Source organism: Nannocystis punicea (assembly GCF_026965555.1).
GTDB lineage: Bacteria > Myxococcota_A > Polyangia > Nannocystales > Nannocystaceae > Nannocystis > Nannocystis punicea.
On the sequence record NZ_CP114040.1, the window covers coordinates 11,262,218 to 11,278,873 of the forward strand.

Below are 16,656 nucleotides of genomic sequence, written 5' to 3' on the forward strand. Positions count from 1 at the left end.
CCCCGGCACGCGGGCCGGCGGGCGCCGTGAACCCGGGTCCGGGAGGCGTGACAAGCCGCACGGCTCGCCCGACCGTCAGCCCTCGTGCTCGGCGAGCAGCTCGTCGCGGTCGCGGTAGCCCGGGCTCACGTCGCGCAGCGCCTCGGCGGCGGCCGCGGTGTCGCCGAGGGTCATATAGACCTCGGCCAGGCGGTACTGGGCCGCGTCGCGCTCGTCCTCGTCGTTGGCGCTGTCGACCGCCTCGCGCAGGGCGGAGACGGCGACCGAGGGCTCGCCCCGGAGGATCCGCAGGTCGGCGATCATGACCTTGGCCCGCGACTGCCAGGTGCTGTCGGCGGCGGCGAGGCCGAACTGGGTCAGCGCGTCGTCGATGAGCCCCATCTCGTGATAGGCCATGCCGAGGTCGAAGTAGGTCTGGGCGTCGGCCTGCTCGGTGAGGGTGGCGACCGCCCGCTGCTGCGACGACTTCTTGTTGCGGCTGACCGGCGACGGCTCGTCGAAGATCGAGGACAGGAAGTCGTCCTCGTCGTCCTCGTCGTCGAGGCGCTGGACGGTGTGACCGGGGCTGACGGCGACCGGCGCGGCGGCGACCGGCGGCGGCGTGTCCTCGATCATCACCGGCGCGGCGGCCGACTCGAGCTTGGCGCCGGTGGCGAAGCGGTCGGCGAACTCGGCGAGCGCCGGGTGGCCCGGGTAGCGCCGCTGCAGCTCGAGGTAGGTGAACTGGGCGTCGTCCTCGAACCGGCTGCTGATGAAGAACCGCAGCTCCTCGACCTCGTCGGTGATGTCGGGGTAGTCGGGCGCGGCGCCCTCTTCGGCCGAGATCTCCTCGACCGCCTCGAGCTCCTCGAGCTCGGCGCTCAGCAGGTCGGCGGCCTTGCTGTCCGCGGGGACAGACTCGGCCGGCGGGGTGTCCGAAGGGGCAGACTTCGCTTCCGTCGGCTCGGGCGTCGCTTCGGTGGTGGGCTCGGTCTTCGCCTCGGCGGCGACCTCGGTCGGCTCGGGCTTCGCCTCGCCGGCCTCGGTAGGCTCGGGCTTCGCCTCGACGGTCTCTGTCGGCTCGGGCTTCGCCTCGACGGTCTCCGTCGGCTCGCCGGGCTGGGCTGCCTCCGCGGGCTTGGCCTCGGCGGCGTCCGGCTTCGCCTCGCTGGACGGCAGTGCCTCGGCTGCGTTCGCCTGGCTGTCCGAACGGACAGCTTCTGGCTTCGCCTCGCCGGGCTGAGCCGCGTCCGCGGGCTTGGCCTCGGCGCCTTCCGGCTTCGCCTCGCTGCTCGGTGCCGCCTCGGCTGCGTTCGCCTCGCTGTCCGAACGGGCAGCTTCCGGCTTCGCCTCGCCAGGCTGGGCCGCGTCCGCGGGCTTGGCCTCGGCGCCTTCCGGCTTCGCCTCGCTGATCGGCGCCGCCTCGGCGGCGTTCGCCTCGCTGTCCGAACGGGCAGCTTCCGGCTTCGCCTCGCTGCTCGGCGCCTCGCTGTCCGAACGGACAGCTTCCGGCTTCGCCTCGCTGGTCGGCGCCTCGCTGTCCGAACGGACAGCTTCCGGCTTCGCCTCGCTCGCGGCTTGGCTGTCCGAACGGACAGCTTCCGGCTTCGCCTCGCTCGCGGCTTGGCTGTCCGAACGGACAGCTTCCGGCTTCGCGGGGGTCGCGGCGGGCTTCGGCCCGCTCGTGTCGCCCAGGCGCGTCACCGGCTTGGCCGGCTTCGAACCGAGGCGCATCGCCCGGAGCTTGGCGGCGGTGTCGGTCTTGCCCGTGGGGGTCGGTCCGCGGACGATCTCCGCCTTCGGCACCTCGGGCTTGGCGGGGGCCGCCTCGGTCCGGGTCACCGGCTTGGCGGCTTCGGCCGCGTCGGCCTCGCTCTTCGCCTCTGCGCCGATGGGTAAGCCAGCGGTCTTCGCCGCGCTTTCCGCCGGGACAGCTTCGGCCTGCGCCGCGCTGTCGTCGGGGATATTCTCTTCGCCGACGGGGACGGCGTCGGTTGGGGCCTGCTGGGCCGCCTTCGGCTCTACCGCCGCCACGGCTCCGGACTCGGCCTTCACCGCGCTGTCCGCCGGGACAGCCTCGGTCTTCACCGCGCTGTCCTCCGGGACAGCCTCGGTCTTCTCGCCCTCGGCCTTCGTCCCGCTGTCCGCCGGGACAGCTTCGGTGGTCGCCGCGCTGTCCGCCGGGACAGCCTCGGTCTTCTCACCCTCGGCCTTCGCCCCGCTGTCCGCCGAAACAGCTTCGGTCTTCACCGCGCTGTCCGTCGGAGCGACCTCGGTCTTCTCGCCCTCGGTCTTCACCGTGCTGTCCGCGGGGACAGCTTCGGTCTTGTCGCTCGCGGCGCGGTCCGGCTTGCTCGCGGGCTTCGCCTCGGGCTTGGGCGCGACCGGCTTCGCCGTCACCACGCTCTCGCTACGCGGCGCCTCGGGCTTCGAGGTCACCACGCTCTCGCTACGCGGTGCTTCAGGCCGAGCAGTCACCACGCTCTCGCTACGCGGTGCTTCAGGCCGAGCCGTCACCACGCTCTCGCTACGCGGTGCTTCGGGCCGAGCCGTCACCACGCTCTCGCTGCGCGCCTCGGCAGCGCTGTCTTGCGGCGACTCGTCCGGCTTGCCGGTCTTCGGCCGTCCGGGCGGCGTGGGCCGCTGCGGCGGGCGGGCCAGCTTCGGCGGCGCCTTCTTGGGCGGCAGGGGCTTGCGTGGCGTCGGCTCCGGCGCGGCCTCGACGATCTCGTCGACCTCGAGCTCCTCGACCTCCTCGGCCTCGAGCTCCTCGACCTCCTCGGCGCGCGGCGCCGGCTTGGCCGCCGACTTCTCGGTGGGGGGCCTGGCCGGAGGCCGGCGCGGCGGCTTGCGGGCGGCCTCGCCGGGCTCGGCCTTCGCGGGCTCGGCCTCGACGGGCTCGCTCTTCGCGGGCTCGCTCTTCGCGGGCTCGCTCTTCGCAGGCTCGCTCTTCTCCGCCTCGCTCGTCGCCGGTTCCGCGGCTGTCTCTGCGGACAGGTCCTCAGAGCCAGGCTTCTTGCCGTCCGGCTTGACCGGCGGCTTGAAGGTCGGCAGCGGCGTCTTCTCGCTGCCGACCTTCGGCAGCGGCGTCTTCTCCGAGAACTTGGTCGGCAGCGGCGACTTGACGGAGCTGTCGCCGTCGTCGCGCCCCACCGGCGCGGCCATGCCGAAGGCCAGGTTCTTGAGGCCGCTGGTCTCGCGCGCGGGCTCCTCGGCCGGAGCGGCCGCGGTCGCGGGCTCCTCGGGCAGAGGCGCCGGGGCGGGCGTCGGCGTGAGGTCGGCCTGTACTTTCGAACCTGTCTCGGTGGACGTGTCCGAAGAGACATCCGGACCCAGGTCGAGGCGGGCCGAGTCGGCCGGCGAGCTCATGCCGGCGCCGCTCTGGCCGGCGACCGGCGGGGCCGCCTCGGCGTCGCCCGCGAGGCGCTCGTGCTTGGTGCCGCGGACCAGCGGCGCCGCCTCGTCGGGCTGGCTGCCGGTGGCGTCGAGCGCGGTCAACACCATCTCGGCCTTGGTGTGGTTGGGCGCCAGCCGCAGCGCCCGCTCGAGGTGGTCGCGGGCGATCTTCAGGTCGCGACCGGCGACCAGCTGGGCCAGGCGGACGTAGGTGTCGGCGGCCTCGGGGTTGCGGCCGAGCGCCTCGAGGATCGACGCCTGCAGCTCGAGCGCCTGGGTGTTGCTGGCGTCGCGGACGAAGATCGAGTCGAGGTGCCCGAGCGCGTGCTCGAACATCTTGTACTTGATGTAGACCCGGACCTCGAGGAGCAGCTTGTCGACGTCGCCGACGTTGTCCTCAGGCTCCTCCGCCGCGCTGGGCGCCAGGTTCGCGCCCACTCCTGCGAAAGGGCGCGAAGGCACGTCCTCGACTTCCACGTCGAGCTCGAGGTCGGTGGCGGTTTGCGCCGCCGCGGCCTCCTCCTCGACGACGTCGATGTCGAGCCCCTCCTCCTCGCGCTCCTTCGGATCGATCGGCAAGGCCGCGATCTCGGCGTCGATGTCGGCGGCGGTCTTCTTGAGCTCCTCGGCGTTCTCGGGCCCGAGAGCGATCGCCTTGCGGAGCACACGGGCAGCCAGGATCTTGGCCTTGCGCCCGCCCTTGCGCTGCTCCTTGGCCAGCTCTTGCAGCACGCTGACCGACTTGTCCTGCTTGCCCAGCGCGACGAACGTGTCGGCCAGCAGCTCCAGGCCCTCGGGGTCGGCGGGGGCCGAGCGCAGCAGCGCGTTGAGCTTCACCAGCGCGCGCCGGTTCTCGTTCTGCGACAGGTAGATCCGCGCCAGCGAGCGCAGGACCGGCAGGTCGTCTTCCTTGTGATAGATGAGCCGCTCGGCGACGCGGATGTAGTCGTCGATCCGGCGGTCGGAGAACAGCTTGTCGGCGGCGAGCCGGAAGTGCTCGACCGCCTGCGGCACCATGCCCTCGCGCGAGTACAGCTCGGCCAGCCGCAACCGCTTGCCGACCGCGCCCGGGTCGAGCTCCGCGACCATGCGGAAGCCCTCGAGGCCCTCGACGATCTGGCCGCTCTGGAAGTACGCCTGGGCGACGAACTCGTAGGTGGCGATGGCGTCCTGGATCCGGCCCAGCTCCTTGTAGAGCGCCGCGACCTTGGCCTGCACGTCGAGCCGGCCCGAGTCGATCTGCAGCACCTGCCGGTAGACCGCGAGCGCCTTCTGGTGCTCGCCGGCGTCGGTGTAGTGCTTGCCGACGAACATGAACCGCTCGCTCGCGCCGGCGGTGTCGCCCATCTGCCGCAGAGCGTCGGCGTAGAGGAGCCATGAGCGAATGTCCGAAGGGTCAGCTTCGACGACCGCCGCGTACTCCTTCGCCGCGCGGTCGTGCTGACCCTTCGCCGCGAACTTCGCAGCCGCTGCCAGTGCCTTGTCGCGGTTGAACGCCACCCTGTCCTTCTTCCTGTCCTTCTCCTTCAGCCTTGCACTTCGGCGTCGGCCTCGGCGCGCACAGCCTCGGGGTCGAGTGACGCCTCGAGGAAGTGGGTATCGTATTTACCACTAATGAACGCCGGTTGCTTGAGAAGCCACCGGTGGAGCGGGATATTGGTCTGGATGCCCTCGATGACGCATTCGCCGAGCGCGCGCTGCATCCGCCGGATCGCCTGCTGGCGGTCGGGGGCGTGGACGATGAGCTTCCCCAGCATCGAGTCGTAGAAGGGCGGAACCGTGATGCCCTGGTACAGGTGGCTGTCGACCCGGACGCCGTAGCCGCCCGGGAAGTGCAGCGCCGAGATCGTCCCCGGCTGAGGGATGAACTTGATCGGGTCCTCGGCGTTGATCCGGCACTCGATGGCGTGACCGCGGGGCCGGAACTCGCGCATCAGGTGGCCGAGCGGCTCGCCCGTGGCCAGCCGGATCTGCTCCTGCACGAGGTCGACGCCGGTGATCATCTCGGTCACGCAGTGCTCGACCTGGACGCGCGTATTCATCTCCATGAAGTAGAACCGGTCGCCGTCGAGCAAGAACTCGATGGTGCCGAGCGAGTGATAGCCGATGGCCTTGGCGGCCGCGACCGCGGCGGCGCACATCTCCCGCCGCAGGGGCTCGCTGAGGACCGAGCAAGGGGCCTCCTCGAGCACCTTCTGGTGGCGCCGCTGGACCGAGCACTCGCGCTCCAGCAGGTGATTCGCGTTGCCGTGCTGGTCGGCGACGACCTGGACCTCGACGTGGCGCGGGCTCTGGACGTAGCGCTCGATGTACATGTCGCCGTTGCCGAACGCCTTGAGCGCCTCGACCTGCGCGGTCTGCAGGGTCTGCGGCAGCAGCTTGATGTCGCGGACGATCTTCATGCCGCGACCGCCGCCGCCCGCCGACGCCTTGAGGATGACCGGCAGGCCGATCCGCTCGGCCTCGGCCACCGCGTGGGCGGCGCTGGTGAGCACGCCCGTGCCCGGCAGCACCGGGACACCGGAACGCTCCATCGTCTGTCGCGCCGTGACCTTGTCGCCCATGACGCGCATGTGCATCGGGTCCGGGCCGATGAACGTCAGCTTGCACTTCTGGACGATCTCGGCGAACTCGGCCCGCTCCGACAGGAAGCCGTAGCCGGGGTGGACGGCGTCGGCCCCGGTCAGCTCGGCGGCGGCGATGATGTTCTTGATGTTGAGGTAGCTCTGCGTCGACGGCCCGGGGCCGATGCAGACCGCCTCGTCGGCGAACCGCACGTGCAGGGCGTGCTCGTCGACGGTCGAGTAGACCGCGACGGTGCGGATCCCCAGCTCGCGGCAGGCCCGGATCACGCGCAGGGCGATCTCACCCCGGTTGGCGACCAGGACCTTGCGGATCTCTCTCAGCGGCGGCGGTGTGGGCCGCGGCGCGGTGGGATGAGGCGTCTTCGTCGGCATCAGAGCTTGCGGACCCGGAACAGCTTGGCCCCGTATTCGACCGGCTTGGCGTTGTCGAGCAAGATCTCCTCGATCACGCACGGGAACTCGGCCTCGAGCTCGTTGAACAACTTCATCGCTTCGACGATGCAGAGGGTCTGGCCGCGCTGCACTGTGGTGCCGACCTCGACGAACGAGGGCGTGTCCGGACCCGCCGAGCGGTAGAACGTGCCGACGAACGGCGATGTGATGAAGGTACCGGCGGCAGGCACGGTCGCGGGCGCAGCCGGCGCCGCAGCCGCGACTGCCGGCGCTGCGGCTGGCGGCGCCTCGTAGACGACCGGGCGAGCGGCCACCGGCGCGGCCTCGATGCCGGTGTTCCGGCGCAGCAGCACCCGGTGCTCCCCGCTCTCGATCTCGATCTCGTCGAGGTCGTTCTGGCGCAGCACCTTGGCCAGTTCGCGGACATACCGCAGGTCCGGCAGCGAATCAGGCCGTGGAGACGAATCCCGAGGTTCGGACGACATGCACTCTCCGTCAGGGTCGAAGGGTCCCGGGCGCGTCGGTCACGACGGGCGGGCCGTGTGCTCGGCTACGAGGTAGCGCAGAGCGAGGTGATACGAGGCAGTGCCGAGGCCCATGATGACGCCGACACATGCTACGCCAGACATTGATACCTGGCGCAAGCTTTCGCGGCGGTAGAGGTTGCTGAGGTGGACCTCGACCGCCGGCACGGGCACCGCACGCAGTGCGTCCTGGATCGCCACGCTGGTGTGCGTGTAGGCGCCCGGGTTGATGATGAGGCCGTCGGCGGTGCCGTGCGCAGCGTGGATCCAGTCGAGGATCACGCCCTCGTGATTGCTCTGCCGACAGGTCAGCTCGGCCCCGAGTTCACCCGCCAGCGCGTGGAGCGATTCGTCGAGCTGGGCCAGCGTCTGCGCGCCGTAGATGCCCGGCTCGCGCTGGCCCAGCAGGTTGAGGTTGGGCCCGTGAATCACGAGCACCCGCGGCGCCGCCGACATCCGCAGCCTACAGACTGGCGAGCAGGTCCGGCGCCGCGCTCTTCAGCACCCAGCGCCCCTTGCCGAAGCTCCCCGAGTCCTCCAGCAGCACGATCGTGAAGAACTCTTCCGACAGGCAGCGCACCAGCAGGGTGCCGCGCTCCGCCTTGATCGTGATGTCGGTCAGCGCGCCCAGGTCGAGCGCCTTCGTGGCCTTGAGCAGCTCGACGAACCGGAACGAGAACTCGGTCGCGATGCCCTCGATGTCAGCCCCGCTACCGCCGTCGTACTGCTCGACGGCGATGCCATCAAAGCCCATCAGAATGGCGCCCTTGGCGCCTGGGATCTTGTCGACGATGGATTTGAGGGTGTCTTTCATGGTTGGCGCAGTCCTCGCGCGGGCCGCCAGGTTGGCAGAGCAAATCGGTTCTGGCAAGCCTCAACTCGGCCGCAACGCGGCTTTCACACTCGCTTCGGCGGCCCTGCGCTCACTCCGCGGGCAATTGCGCCCGCTGCCGCAGCAGCCCCAGGATCTCGCGCGGCGTCAGCGGCAGCACCAGCGGCTCGCCCACCCGCGCCAACGCCACGTAACTCACGGTCCCGCCGACGCGCTTCTTGTCGACCGCCAGGGCGCGCTCGACGGCCGCGCCGCGATCCCCGGCCAACCACACGTCGAGATCTTGCGGCAACCGCAAGCGAGCCAGCGCCTGGGTGACCATCGGCTCGAGCCCCGGCTCGGCGACCCCCTTGAGCTCCGACACCCGCGCCGCCGCCCGCAACCCGAGCGCGACCGCGTCGCCGTGCGGCACCTCGTAGTTCGACGCCGCCTCGATCGCGTGCGCCATCGTGTGCCCGAGGTTGAGCAGCACCCGCCCCTTGCCCGCCTCGCCCTGCTCCCACGGGTCGCGCCCGATGCAGGCCGCCTTGAGCCCGACCGAGGTCGCCACCAGCGGGGTGATGACGTCGACGTCGCGGGCGTAGATCGCGTCGGCCCGACCGAGCAGCTGCTCGAGGTGGTCGCCCGAGAACAGCAGGGCGTGCTTGAGCATCTCGGCCAGACCCTGCGCCAGCTCGCGGTCGGGCAACGAGCTCAAGACCTCGGGGTCGATGGCGACGAACAGCGGGAAGTGGAACACCCCGATCATGTTCTTGGCGCCGGGGAGGTCGACCGCGACCTTGCCCCCGACCGAGGCGTCGACCTGCGCCAGCAGGGAGGTCGGCACCTGCACGATCGGGATCCCGCGCATGAAGAGCGCCGCGGCCAGACCCGAGAGGTCGCCGATGACGCCGCCGCCGAGCGCCACCACGGCGTCCCGCCGGCTCAGACCACCCGAGATCATCTGCTCGAGCACCCCGAGCAGCGACGGCATGTTCTTGTGCATCTCGCCCGCAGGAACGACGATCGGCACGACCTGGAAGCCGTGCGCCTCGAGGGCCGCGCGAGCGGCCGCGCCGTGCAGCCGCGCCACGTTGGCGTCGGTGATGAGCGCGATCGAATTTGCCCCGCCGAGCCGCTGCCGCAGCTCCGTGCCGATCCGCGACAACATGCCGCGACCGATCAGCACCGGATAACTGCGACTCTCGGCCGGTACGTGGACGTCGAGCACCAGGGGCCGAGGGCGCTTGCGTTGGCTGGATGACCCGCTGTCTTGCATGCAGGACCTCAGTGGATGCGGAGGCTGGTGGCCAGCGCCGTCAGCAACCGGTGCGCCACATCTTGCGGCGGTCCGTTGCCGTCGACAACTCCGTCCGCTTCCTCATACGCCGACCTCCGATTGTCAAGAAGTTCGGCGACGCGCGCCGCGACCGCGCCCGCGTCCGACCCGAGCAAGGGGCGCCCGCCGATCGCAGTCGCGCTCAAACGGCGTGCCAGCTCGGCCGGCGGTACGTCGAGGAAGTACACGAGTCCGGCCGCGCGCATGGCCGCGCGGTTGGCCGGATCGACGACGAGCCCGCCGCCCGCGGCGACCACGACGGTGCGCGCACGAAAGCCGGGCTCGGCCACGAGGAGCTGCAGGGCGGTCTTCTCGCAGCTGCGAAAGTGCGACTCGCCGCGGGCGAACAGCGCGGGGATCGCCGCGCCGAAGATCCGCTCGATGCGACGGTCGAGGTCGATGAACGGCGCGCCCCACATGGCGGCCAGGATCGGGCCGACCGTCGACTTGCCGGCGCCCATCATCCCGGTGAGGAAGAGCGGTCGTTGCGGATCGTCTGCACGGAGTGAAGTCATGGCGGTGAGAGAGCTCATCAGCGTGTCGCAGGGGCTTCGACCGGCGCCGTCGGTCGCGCGGGCGGCTCGGCGAGCTCGGCGCGGACCCGCAGCGCGCCGGCGCGGAAGGAGATCTCCAGAGTGTCGTGCGCGTCGGGCCAGCGCAGTACGAGCTCGTCGATCACGACGGTCTCCGGCAACGCGGCCAGCTCGGCGACGAAGGCGACCAGCGCCGCCCAGCTGCCGCGCGCGTCGAGCCGCACCGGCGAGCGCACGCCCCACTCGCCGGCCGGCTCGTCGGGCAACGGCTGCCAGCGATCGATCTCGAGGCCCGACGCGCGCGCCAGCTCGGGGACGATGAACAACAAGTCGGCCCGGTCGCCCGCGGCGCCGGGGGTCGCCCCCAGCGCCCCGGCCAGCGCCTCCTCCTCGCGCGCCAGCGCCTCGGCGAAGGTCCGCTGCTCGTCCAGCTCCTGCGCGACCTGTCGCTGCCGCGCCTCGGCGGCCGCGAGCTCGTTGCTGGCCGCGAGCAGGTCGGCGCGCGCCGGCACCCAGAACACCACGTAGCCGACGATCGCAGTGACGCTGGCTCCGAGCACCCAGATCAGCAGCGTCTGCAAGACGGACAGGCGCGTGAGGCTCTCGGGCGACAGCACTGGACGTCTCACTCACTCGCTCGCCGCGGCCTCGAGGTCGAGGCGGAAGCGCAGGCCGTCGTCGGGAGCGCGGGCATATTCTGGCCCATAGGACAGGTGGAACTTCGCCTCGCGGCGGACGCGGGCGACCAAGTCGGTGAGCGCGGCGACGTCGCGGGCGAGGCCCTCGACCCGCCAGACGCCGAGCACGGCGGCGTGGGCCTCGAGCGGCCGCAGCGCCGCGTCCTGCCGCTCGAACAGCGCGGCGAGTTCGGCGAGCGCGGCCGCGGGGGCGCCGCGGGCCTCCTGCAGCCGCGCCAGCGCTTCCTGGCGGATCCGCAGCACCCGCTGGCGCTCGGCCAGGGCCGGGTTGTCGCGCTTCTTCTCGAGCCGCCGGGTCGCCGCCGTCACCTCGGCCGCGCTCGCCCGCAGCTCGGCCGCTCGCGCGCCGTGGCTGGCGATCCACGCGTAGCCGGTGCCGATCACCGCGGCCCAGCCGAGCAGCATCGCGCCGGCGAGCACCGTTCCGCTGCGCAGCCGCAGGCGTCGCCGCCGCTGGGCCCTGGGCAGGAGGTTGATGCGGATCAAGGCGAGTCGTCCTCCCGCCGCAGCGCCAGCCCGAACGCCAGCGCCGCCGCCGCGCCCTCGGCCTCCAGGGCCGCCGCGTCGACGCCGGCGTCGATCGCCAGGCGGGCGAACGGCTCGACCCGCTGCGCCGCGGCCCCGAGGCGCTCGGCCAGCGCCGCCGCGAGGGTCGGGGTCGTCGCGGCGCCGCCGGCCAGGTAGATGCGCGCGAGCGGCTCGGCGACCGTCGAGTCGAGGAAGAACGCGAGCGAGCGTTGGACCTCGCCGGCGATCGACCGCGACACCGGCGCGAGCACGTCGGCGAGGCGGGCCGCGACCTCGGGCTCGACGCCGGCGCGCCGCTTGAGCGCCTCGGCCTCGCTCGCGCTCGCGCCGGTGGCTTGCTGGATCGCCGCGTCGTAGTCGCGCCCGCCGGCGCCGAAGTCGCGCCCGTACGCCGGCACCCCGTCGGCGATGATCGTGATCGTCGACGTCGACGCGCCGACCGCCAGCACCGCCGCCGTCTCGCCGCCGACCAGGCCGTGGGCCGCCTCGACGCAGTTGTGCAGCGCGAACGCGGCGGCATCGACGACCACCGGCCGCAGCCCGCAGTCCTGGGCGACGCGCAGGCGCTGGCGAACGATGTCGTGCTTGGCCGCCACGAGCAGCACCTCGATCTCGCCCGTGGCCGGGTTCTCGCGCAAGATCGTGTGGTCGACCAGCACCTCGCCGCGCTGCTGCGGCGCGACGATCTGGTCGGCCTCCCACGCGATCTGGGCCACCAGCGCCTCGGGCCGCAGCTGCGGCACCGCGAAGCGCTTGATGATGACGCCGTTCCCCGCGACCGCGAGGGCGACGTCGCGGCCGAGCGGTCGCACGCGCGCGAGCACGCGCCGGACCGCGGCGACGGTCGCGTCGTGGTCGACGACCTGGCCGTCCTCGATGCAACCTGGGGCCAGAGGCTCGACGCCGAAGCGAGCGACCCGCAGACCGGAGCGGGCCTGTCGCAGCTGGACGAGGCGGACCGCCGAGGTGCCGAGGTCGAGGCCGAAGCAGCGCCTGGTCATGCGTTTAGCGCCGCCTCGCGTGCGGCGGGCCGCGACGTCGGCTCGCGGAGTGATGGGACGACCGTGGCGAGACGCGGCCGCGGAGGCGGCTCAGCCCTGGTCGATGTCGGGGCCGAACACTTGCTCGCGCGCCGAGGGGCTGAGCCCGAGCGCCTCGAGGATCTTGCGTTTGGTATCCATGCGGCATGGACATCCCGACTCCACGCGGTCGATGGTTAGCGGGCTGACGCCGGCACGTCGCGCGAGCTCGGCCTTGCTCATCATGGCGGCCTGGCGCAGCTTGCGGACGTTGTTGGGCTGCACGCCGCCCTTGGCCTTCGCGTTCGCGGCCCCGGTCTCGCCGGCGGGGGCGGCCTTGCGGGCTCGCTTCGGCGCCGGCGCCTCGACGGTGTTCGCGGCCGCGGGCTCGCCGACTTCTTCGCCTTCGTCTTCGTCGCGGTCGCGCGGCGTCGCGTCGGCGCGGGGGTACAGCTCGGCCGTGTCCGCGGGAGCGGCTTGCTGCGGCGGCGGAGCTTGAAGCTCCTGCTTCGGGGTCGCGGTCATGGGGCTGGCCGGTCGGGCTACGCTTTCCTACACATTGTCAGCCCCGGCAAGGGGTTCGTCAACGTGGCTCGAACGTCTCAGTGATACGTAAGTGAATGTTAGTGATAGGGATTTGATAGGTCTTTGTAGCGATCCGAGCGACGCCCATCACCGCCCCTCCGAGCTAGGTGAAAACGCCTCTGAAGGGTGCTGCGGGGCCACAGGTTGCGATCCACGGTGCATGTGCGATTCTGCCCACCTGCGCATCCTCCGCCCGCGCGTCCACGCACATATGGGCTTCGGGCAGATCTCCCTGGGTCGCGCCGGCCAATGCCGAGGCCGCCCGCCGAGGCGCCGCGATGCGCGCGGGTGATACGCTCCCGGCGCCGTGACCACCGCAGACTTGATCCTCGCCATCGACCAGGGGACCACCGGCAGCACCTGCTTGCTCGTCGACCCGCAGCTCCGCGTGCTGGCGCGCGCGACTCGGGAGTTCCCACAGCACTTTCCGCAGCCGGGGTGGGTCGAGCACGACCCTGATGAGCTGTACGCCTCGGTGCTCGCGGCCGTCGCCGAGGTGCTGCAGACGAGCGGCGTGGCGCCGGCGCGGATCGCCGCCATCGGCATCACCAACCAGCGCGAGACCAGCCTCGTATGGAGTCGTCGCGACGGGCGCCCGCTGCACCGCGCGCTCGTGTGGCAGGACCGGCGGACCGCCGACACCTGCGAGTCGCTCCGCGCCGCCGGCCACGAGGACCTCATCCGCGCGCGCACCGGCCTGCTGCTCGACCCCTACTTCGCGGCGACCAAGCTGGCCTGGGTCCTCGACCACGTGCCCGGCGCCCGCGCGCGCGCCGAGGCCGGCGAGCTTCAGGCCGGCACCGTCGACACCTACCTCGTATGGCGACTGACCGCCGGCGCGGCGCACGTGTCGGAGCCGAGCAACGCCTCGCGCACGCTGTTGTGGCCGCTCAAGGGCGGCGGCTGGGACGACGAGCTGTGCGCCATCCTGCGGGTGCCGCCGGCGATCTTGCCGCGCGTCCTCCCGTGCACCGCCCGCTTCGGTGAGACCCGCGGCGTGCCCGGCCTGCCCGACGGCATCCCGATCCACGGCATCGCCGGCGACCAGCAGTCGGCGCTGTTCGGCCAGGCCTGCTTCGAGCCCGGCGAGGCCAAGTGCACCTACGGCACCGGCGCCTTCGCCATGCTCAACACCGGCGCCACCCCGGTCGCCTCGCGCCACGGCCTCCTCACCACGGTCGGCTGGCAGATCGGCGAGCGCACCACCTACTGCCTCGAGGGCAGCGCCTTCATGGCCGGCGCGGTCGTGCAGTGGCTCCGCGACGGCCTCGGCTTCGTCGTCAAGGCCAGCGAGATCGAGGCGCTCGCGGCCAGCGTGCCGGACAGCGGCGGCGTCGTCCTCGTGCCTGCGCACGCGGGCCTCGGCGCGCCCTACTGGCGACCGCACGCGCGCGGCCTGATCAGCGGGATCACCCGCGGCACCACCCGCGCGCACATCGCTCGCGCCGCGCTCGAGGGCATCGCCTTGCAGATCGCCGACCTCCTCCGCGCCATGAGCGCCGACATCGGCGCCCCGCTCAAGGCGCTCAAGGTCGACGGCGGCGCCGCGGCCAACGACCTCCTCATGCAGCTGCAGGCCGACCTCCTCGGCGTCCCGATCGCCCGGCCCACCATGCTCGAGGCCACCGCCCTCGGCGCCGTCTTCCTCGCCGGCCTCGGCGCCGGCGTCTGGTCCGACACCACCGCCCTCGCCGCCGCCTGGCAGCAGGACCGCGCCTTCACCCCGAACCCGCCGACCACCGCCCTCGCGACCCTGCGCAGCAACTGGGAGCGCGCCGTCGCCCTGGCTTGAGGGACATGTCTTGAGCGACATATGACCCGCGTGACTCGCTGCGCCCGGACCTGGTGATCGTCGGTCGACGCCGCCCGCGCGCTGCCGGTTACGCGGTGTTCGGAGGGGCAGAGAGTGGCCGGGTCACACGGCAGTGACTCCCGCGACCGGCGCGACTCGAGGCCTCGCCCCTGACGGCTCGTTCAAGTCCCCGGGGCCGGTCGCGGCGGGCCGTCGCGGCGCGTCAGCGAACGCGGAGCTCGAAGCCGATCTCGCGCAGCTTCTCGGCCTCCTCCACCAGGTCGGCGAAGGTCAGCGGGTGGGCCTCGATCCAGTCGGGGAGGAACCCGAGCTCGAGCGAGCCGCGGCGGGCCGTCGCGGTGAACGGCGGCAGCGGCGTGGGGCTACGGCTGCGGGCCAGGCGGAGCGCGACCCGCAGGCAGATCGTCAGCGACTTGGCGAGCTCGGCCTCGCTGTTGGGCAGGCCGGCGAACACCTCGCGCGCGAGGCGCTTGCGCTGACCGAGCAGCATCGCCGCCAGCAGCTCCTGGTCGGCCCGCGAGAACCCCGGCATGTCGGAGTTGGCGACCAGGTACGCGCTGTGCTTGTGGTAGCCGGAGAACGCGACCGACAGCCCGATCTCGTGCAGGCGCGCGGCCCAGCCGACCAGCTGTTGTCCGAGCGCCGGGTCGAGGCCCCACGCGTCGCGCACCTGGTCGAAGCAGTGCAGCGCCAGGCGCTCGACGCGGCCGGCCTGGGCCATGTCGACGTTGTAGCGCTGACACAGCTGGCGGATCGTCTGGTCGCGCACGTCCTCGTGGCGGATCCGGCCCAGCAGGTCGTACAGCAGCCCCTCGCGCATCGACCCGGTCGAGATCGCCATGTGCTCGATCTGCAGCGCCTCGAACAGCGCCAGCAGGATCGCCACTCCGCCCGGCAGCACCGGCACGCGGTCGGCCTGCACCCCCGACAGGCCGGCCGCCTTGTTCGTGCTGCCGGCCGCGATCAACGCCTTCTTGAGCTGGCGCAGCCCGGCCGCCGTGATCCCGCGGTCGCTCCAGCCGTTGGCGCGCAGGATCGCGTCGACCGCCGTGATCGTGCCCGACGAGCCGACGCAGTTGGCCCAGTTGGCCTCGAGGTAGTGGCGCTCGATCGGCTCGAGCTTGAGGCGGGCGGCGATCTCGGCCCGGCGGAAGTCCTCCGCGCGGATCTTGCCGTCGACGAAGAAGCGCAGGCTGTAGCCGACGCAGCCCATGCCGAGGCTGTCCATGCGGATCGGCTCGAAGCGCTCGCCGACGATCAGCTCCGTGCTGCCGCCGCCGATGTCGATCACCAGGCGGCGGCCGCGGTCGTCGGCGAGCGTATGGGACACGCCGAGGTAGATCAGGCGCGCCTCCTCGCTGCCGGCGATGATCTCGATGGGGTGTCCGAGCGCCGCCTGGGCGCCGGCCAGGAACGCCCTCGCGTTGCCGGCCTGGCGCATAGCGCTGGTGCCCACCGCGCGCACGCGGCCCTCGGGGAATTCGCGCAAGCGCTGGCCGAAGCGCTCGAGGCAGGCGAGCGCGCGCTCCTGCACCTTGTCGGTCAGCTCGTGGTGTTCGTCGAGCCCGGCCGCCAGGGCCACGCGCTCGCGCAGGCGGTCGACGATGTGGAAGTGGGTGTCGTCGACGACCCGGCCGACCACCATGTGAAAGCTGTTCGAGCCGAGGTCGACCGCGGCGACGCTGTCGGAATCAATGACCGGCGGAGTCGGCTCGCCCATCGCGGTGCGCGACCATACGGCCGCGCATGCCGCCGCGCAAGCGCGCCCCGCGTCCGCGAGAACACCGCAGCGCGATCATCGGGAGATTCGGCTGCGATCGACGAAGCCGCCTGCGACCGCGACGCGGCGCGAGATGCGAGCGGCCGGGCGAGGCGGCAAACTTCTTGGGCCTCCGCGCTTCGCGCCATCAGGCCACGTGGGCGCTCAATCAGCCTCGCCGAGCACGACCTCGCCCGGGTTCGGCTCCTGGCCGTCGCCGGCGGCCTCCGCCTCGGCGGATGCGCCGGCAGCGGACTCGGCCGCGCCGTCGGGCACTTCGGGCGTCGGCGGCAGCTCGGCGGCTGGCCCGATGGCCAGGTCGAGGTCGGCGTCGGGGGCAGCGAACTTGCGCCACGACAGCTCGAGCGCCAGCCTTTGCCGCTTGCCCTTCTCGGACGCCGCGAGCGAGAAGCCGATGACCCCGCGGGGCCCGAGGATCACCTGGTCGGCGCCGCGATGGACGCGGACAGTCCCGGACTTGAGCGCCGTCACCAGCTGTTCGAGGTAGGCGATCACGTGGGGCACCTCGACCGCGCCCTCGATCTTCAATTCTTGGCGTGAGCTCTTCATCTCCGGGCTCCTCCCACGAGGGGGACGGGAGGTCACCTTGCCACGGCCGATTTGTCGCAGCAAGGCGCCGGCTGTCGGGCCGACCGCGGCGGCCGAAAGCGGCATGATCCGGCCGGCGTCTTGT

Annotated in this window: 14 protein-coding genes; 1 reads left to right on the forward strand and 13 read right to left on the reverse strand. The window is 72.1% G+C overall.

Features of this window, described 5'->3' with window-relative positions; genetic code table 11:
• Positions 1–75: 75 nt before the first annotated feature.
• The 11 genes from O0S08_RS43120 to O0S08_RS43170 form a co-directional block, all read right to left on the reverse strand.
• Complete coding sequence (locus O0S08_RS43120; protein ID WP_269035359.1) at positions 76–4,875, reverse strand: tetratricopeptide repeat protein; 4,800 nt, start codon at positions 4,873–4,875, stop codon at positions 76–78.
• A gap of 26 nt (positions 4,876–4,901) precedes the next feature.
• Positions 4,902–6,332, reverse strand: a complete 1,431-nt coding sequence (gene accC / locus O0S08_RS43125) for an acetyl-CoA carboxylase biotin carboxylase subunit (RefSeq protein ID WP_269035360.1) — start codon at positions 6,330–6,332, stop codon at positions 4,902–4,904.
• The gene (accB, locus tag O0S08_RS43130; protein ID WP_269035361.1) at positions 6,332–6,838 is read right to left on the reverse strand and encodes an acetyl-CoA carboxylase biotin carboxyl carrier protein; all 507 of its coding nucleotides are present in this window, start codon (positions 6,836–6,838) and stop codon (positions 6,332–6,334) included. Before accB ends, accC begins: the two co-directional genes overlap by 1 nt.
• 39 nt (positions 6,839–6,877) lie before the next feature.
• On the reverse strand, positions 6,878–7,333 hold the full coding sequence (aroQ, locus tag O0S08_RS43135; RefSeq protein ID WP_269035362.1) for a type II 3-dehydroquinate dehydratase: 456 nt from the start codon (positions 7,331–7,333) through the stop codon (positions 6,878–6,880).
• A gap of 7 nt (positions 7,334–7,340) precedes the next feature.
• Complete coding sequence (locus tag O0S08_RS43140; protein WP_267705099.1) at positions 7,341–7,691, reverse strand: roadblock/LC7 domain-containing protein; 351 nt, start codon at positions 7,689–7,691, stop codon at positions 7,341–7,343.
• Between the two features lie 109 nt (positions 7,692–7,800).
• The gene (locus O0S08_RS43145; RefSeq protein ID WP_443094082.1) at positions 7,801–8,859 is read right to left on the reverse strand and encodes a 3-dehydroquinate synthase; all 1,059 of its coding nucleotides are present in this window, start codon (positions 8,857–8,859) and stop codon (positions 7,801–7,803) included.
• A 116-nt stretch (positions 8,860–8,975) separates the two neighbouring features.
• Positions 8,976–9,542, reverse strand: a complete 567-nt coding sequence (locus O0S08_RS43150; RefSeq protein WP_269035364.1) for a shikimate kinase — start codon at positions 9,540–9,542, stop codon at positions 8,976–8,978.
• A gap of 17 nt (positions 9,543–9,559) precedes the next feature.
• A complete protein-coding gene (locus O0S08_RS43155; protein WP_269035365.1) occupies positions 9,560–10,177 on the reverse strand; it encodes a GspMb/PilO family protein in 618 nt (205 codons plus the stop codon).
• 12 nt (positions 10,178–10,189) lie between these two features.
• Positions 10,190–10,744, reverse strand: a complete 555-nt coding sequence (locus tag O0S08_RS43160; RefSeq protein WP_269035366.1) for a hypothetical protein — start codon at positions 10,742–10,744, stop codon at positions 10,190–10,192.
• Positions 10,741–11,787 (reverse strand): type IV pilus assembly protein PilM, encoded by a 1,047-nt coding sequence (gene pilM / locus O0S08_RS43165; protein ID WP_269035367.1) that lies wholly within the window; start codon positions 11,785–11,787, stop codon positions 10,741–10,743. The genes O0S08_RS43160 and pilM overlap by 4 nt, the downstream gene beginning before the upstream one ends.
• A gap of 90 nt (positions 11,788–11,877) precedes the next feature.
• A complete protein-coding gene (locus O0S08_RS43170; protein ID WP_269035368.1) occupies positions 11,878–12,330 on the reverse strand; it encodes a helix-turn-helix transcriptional regulator in 453 nt (150 codons plus the stop codon).
• A gap of 367 nt (positions 12,331–12,697) precedes the next feature.
• On the opposite strand from O0S08_RS43170, the gene glpK reads away from it, so the two are divergent.
• A complete protein-coding gene (gene glpK, locus O0S08_RS43175; protein WP_269035369.1) occupies positions 12,698–14,182 on the forward strand; it encodes a glycerol kinase GlpK in 1,485 nt (494 codons plus the stop codon).
• 223 nt (positions 14,183–14,405) lie between these two features.
• On the opposite strand, the gene ppx is transcribed toward glpK, so the two are convergent.
• On the reverse strand, positions 14,406–15,923 hold the full coding sequence (ppx, locus tag O0S08_RS43180; protein ID WP_269035370.1) for an exopolyphosphatase: 1,518 nt from the start codon (positions 15,921–15,923) through the stop codon (positions 14,406–14,408).
• Between the two features lie 204 nt (positions 15,924–16,127).
• The gene (locus tag O0S08_RS43185) at positions 16,128–16,532 is read right to left on the reverse strand and encodes an amphi-Trp domain-containing protein (protein ID WP_269035371.1); all 405 of its coding nucleotides are present in this window, start codon (positions 16,530–16,532) and stop codon (positions 16,128–16,130) included.
• Between the last annotated feature and the right edge of the window lie 124 nt (positions 16,533–16,656).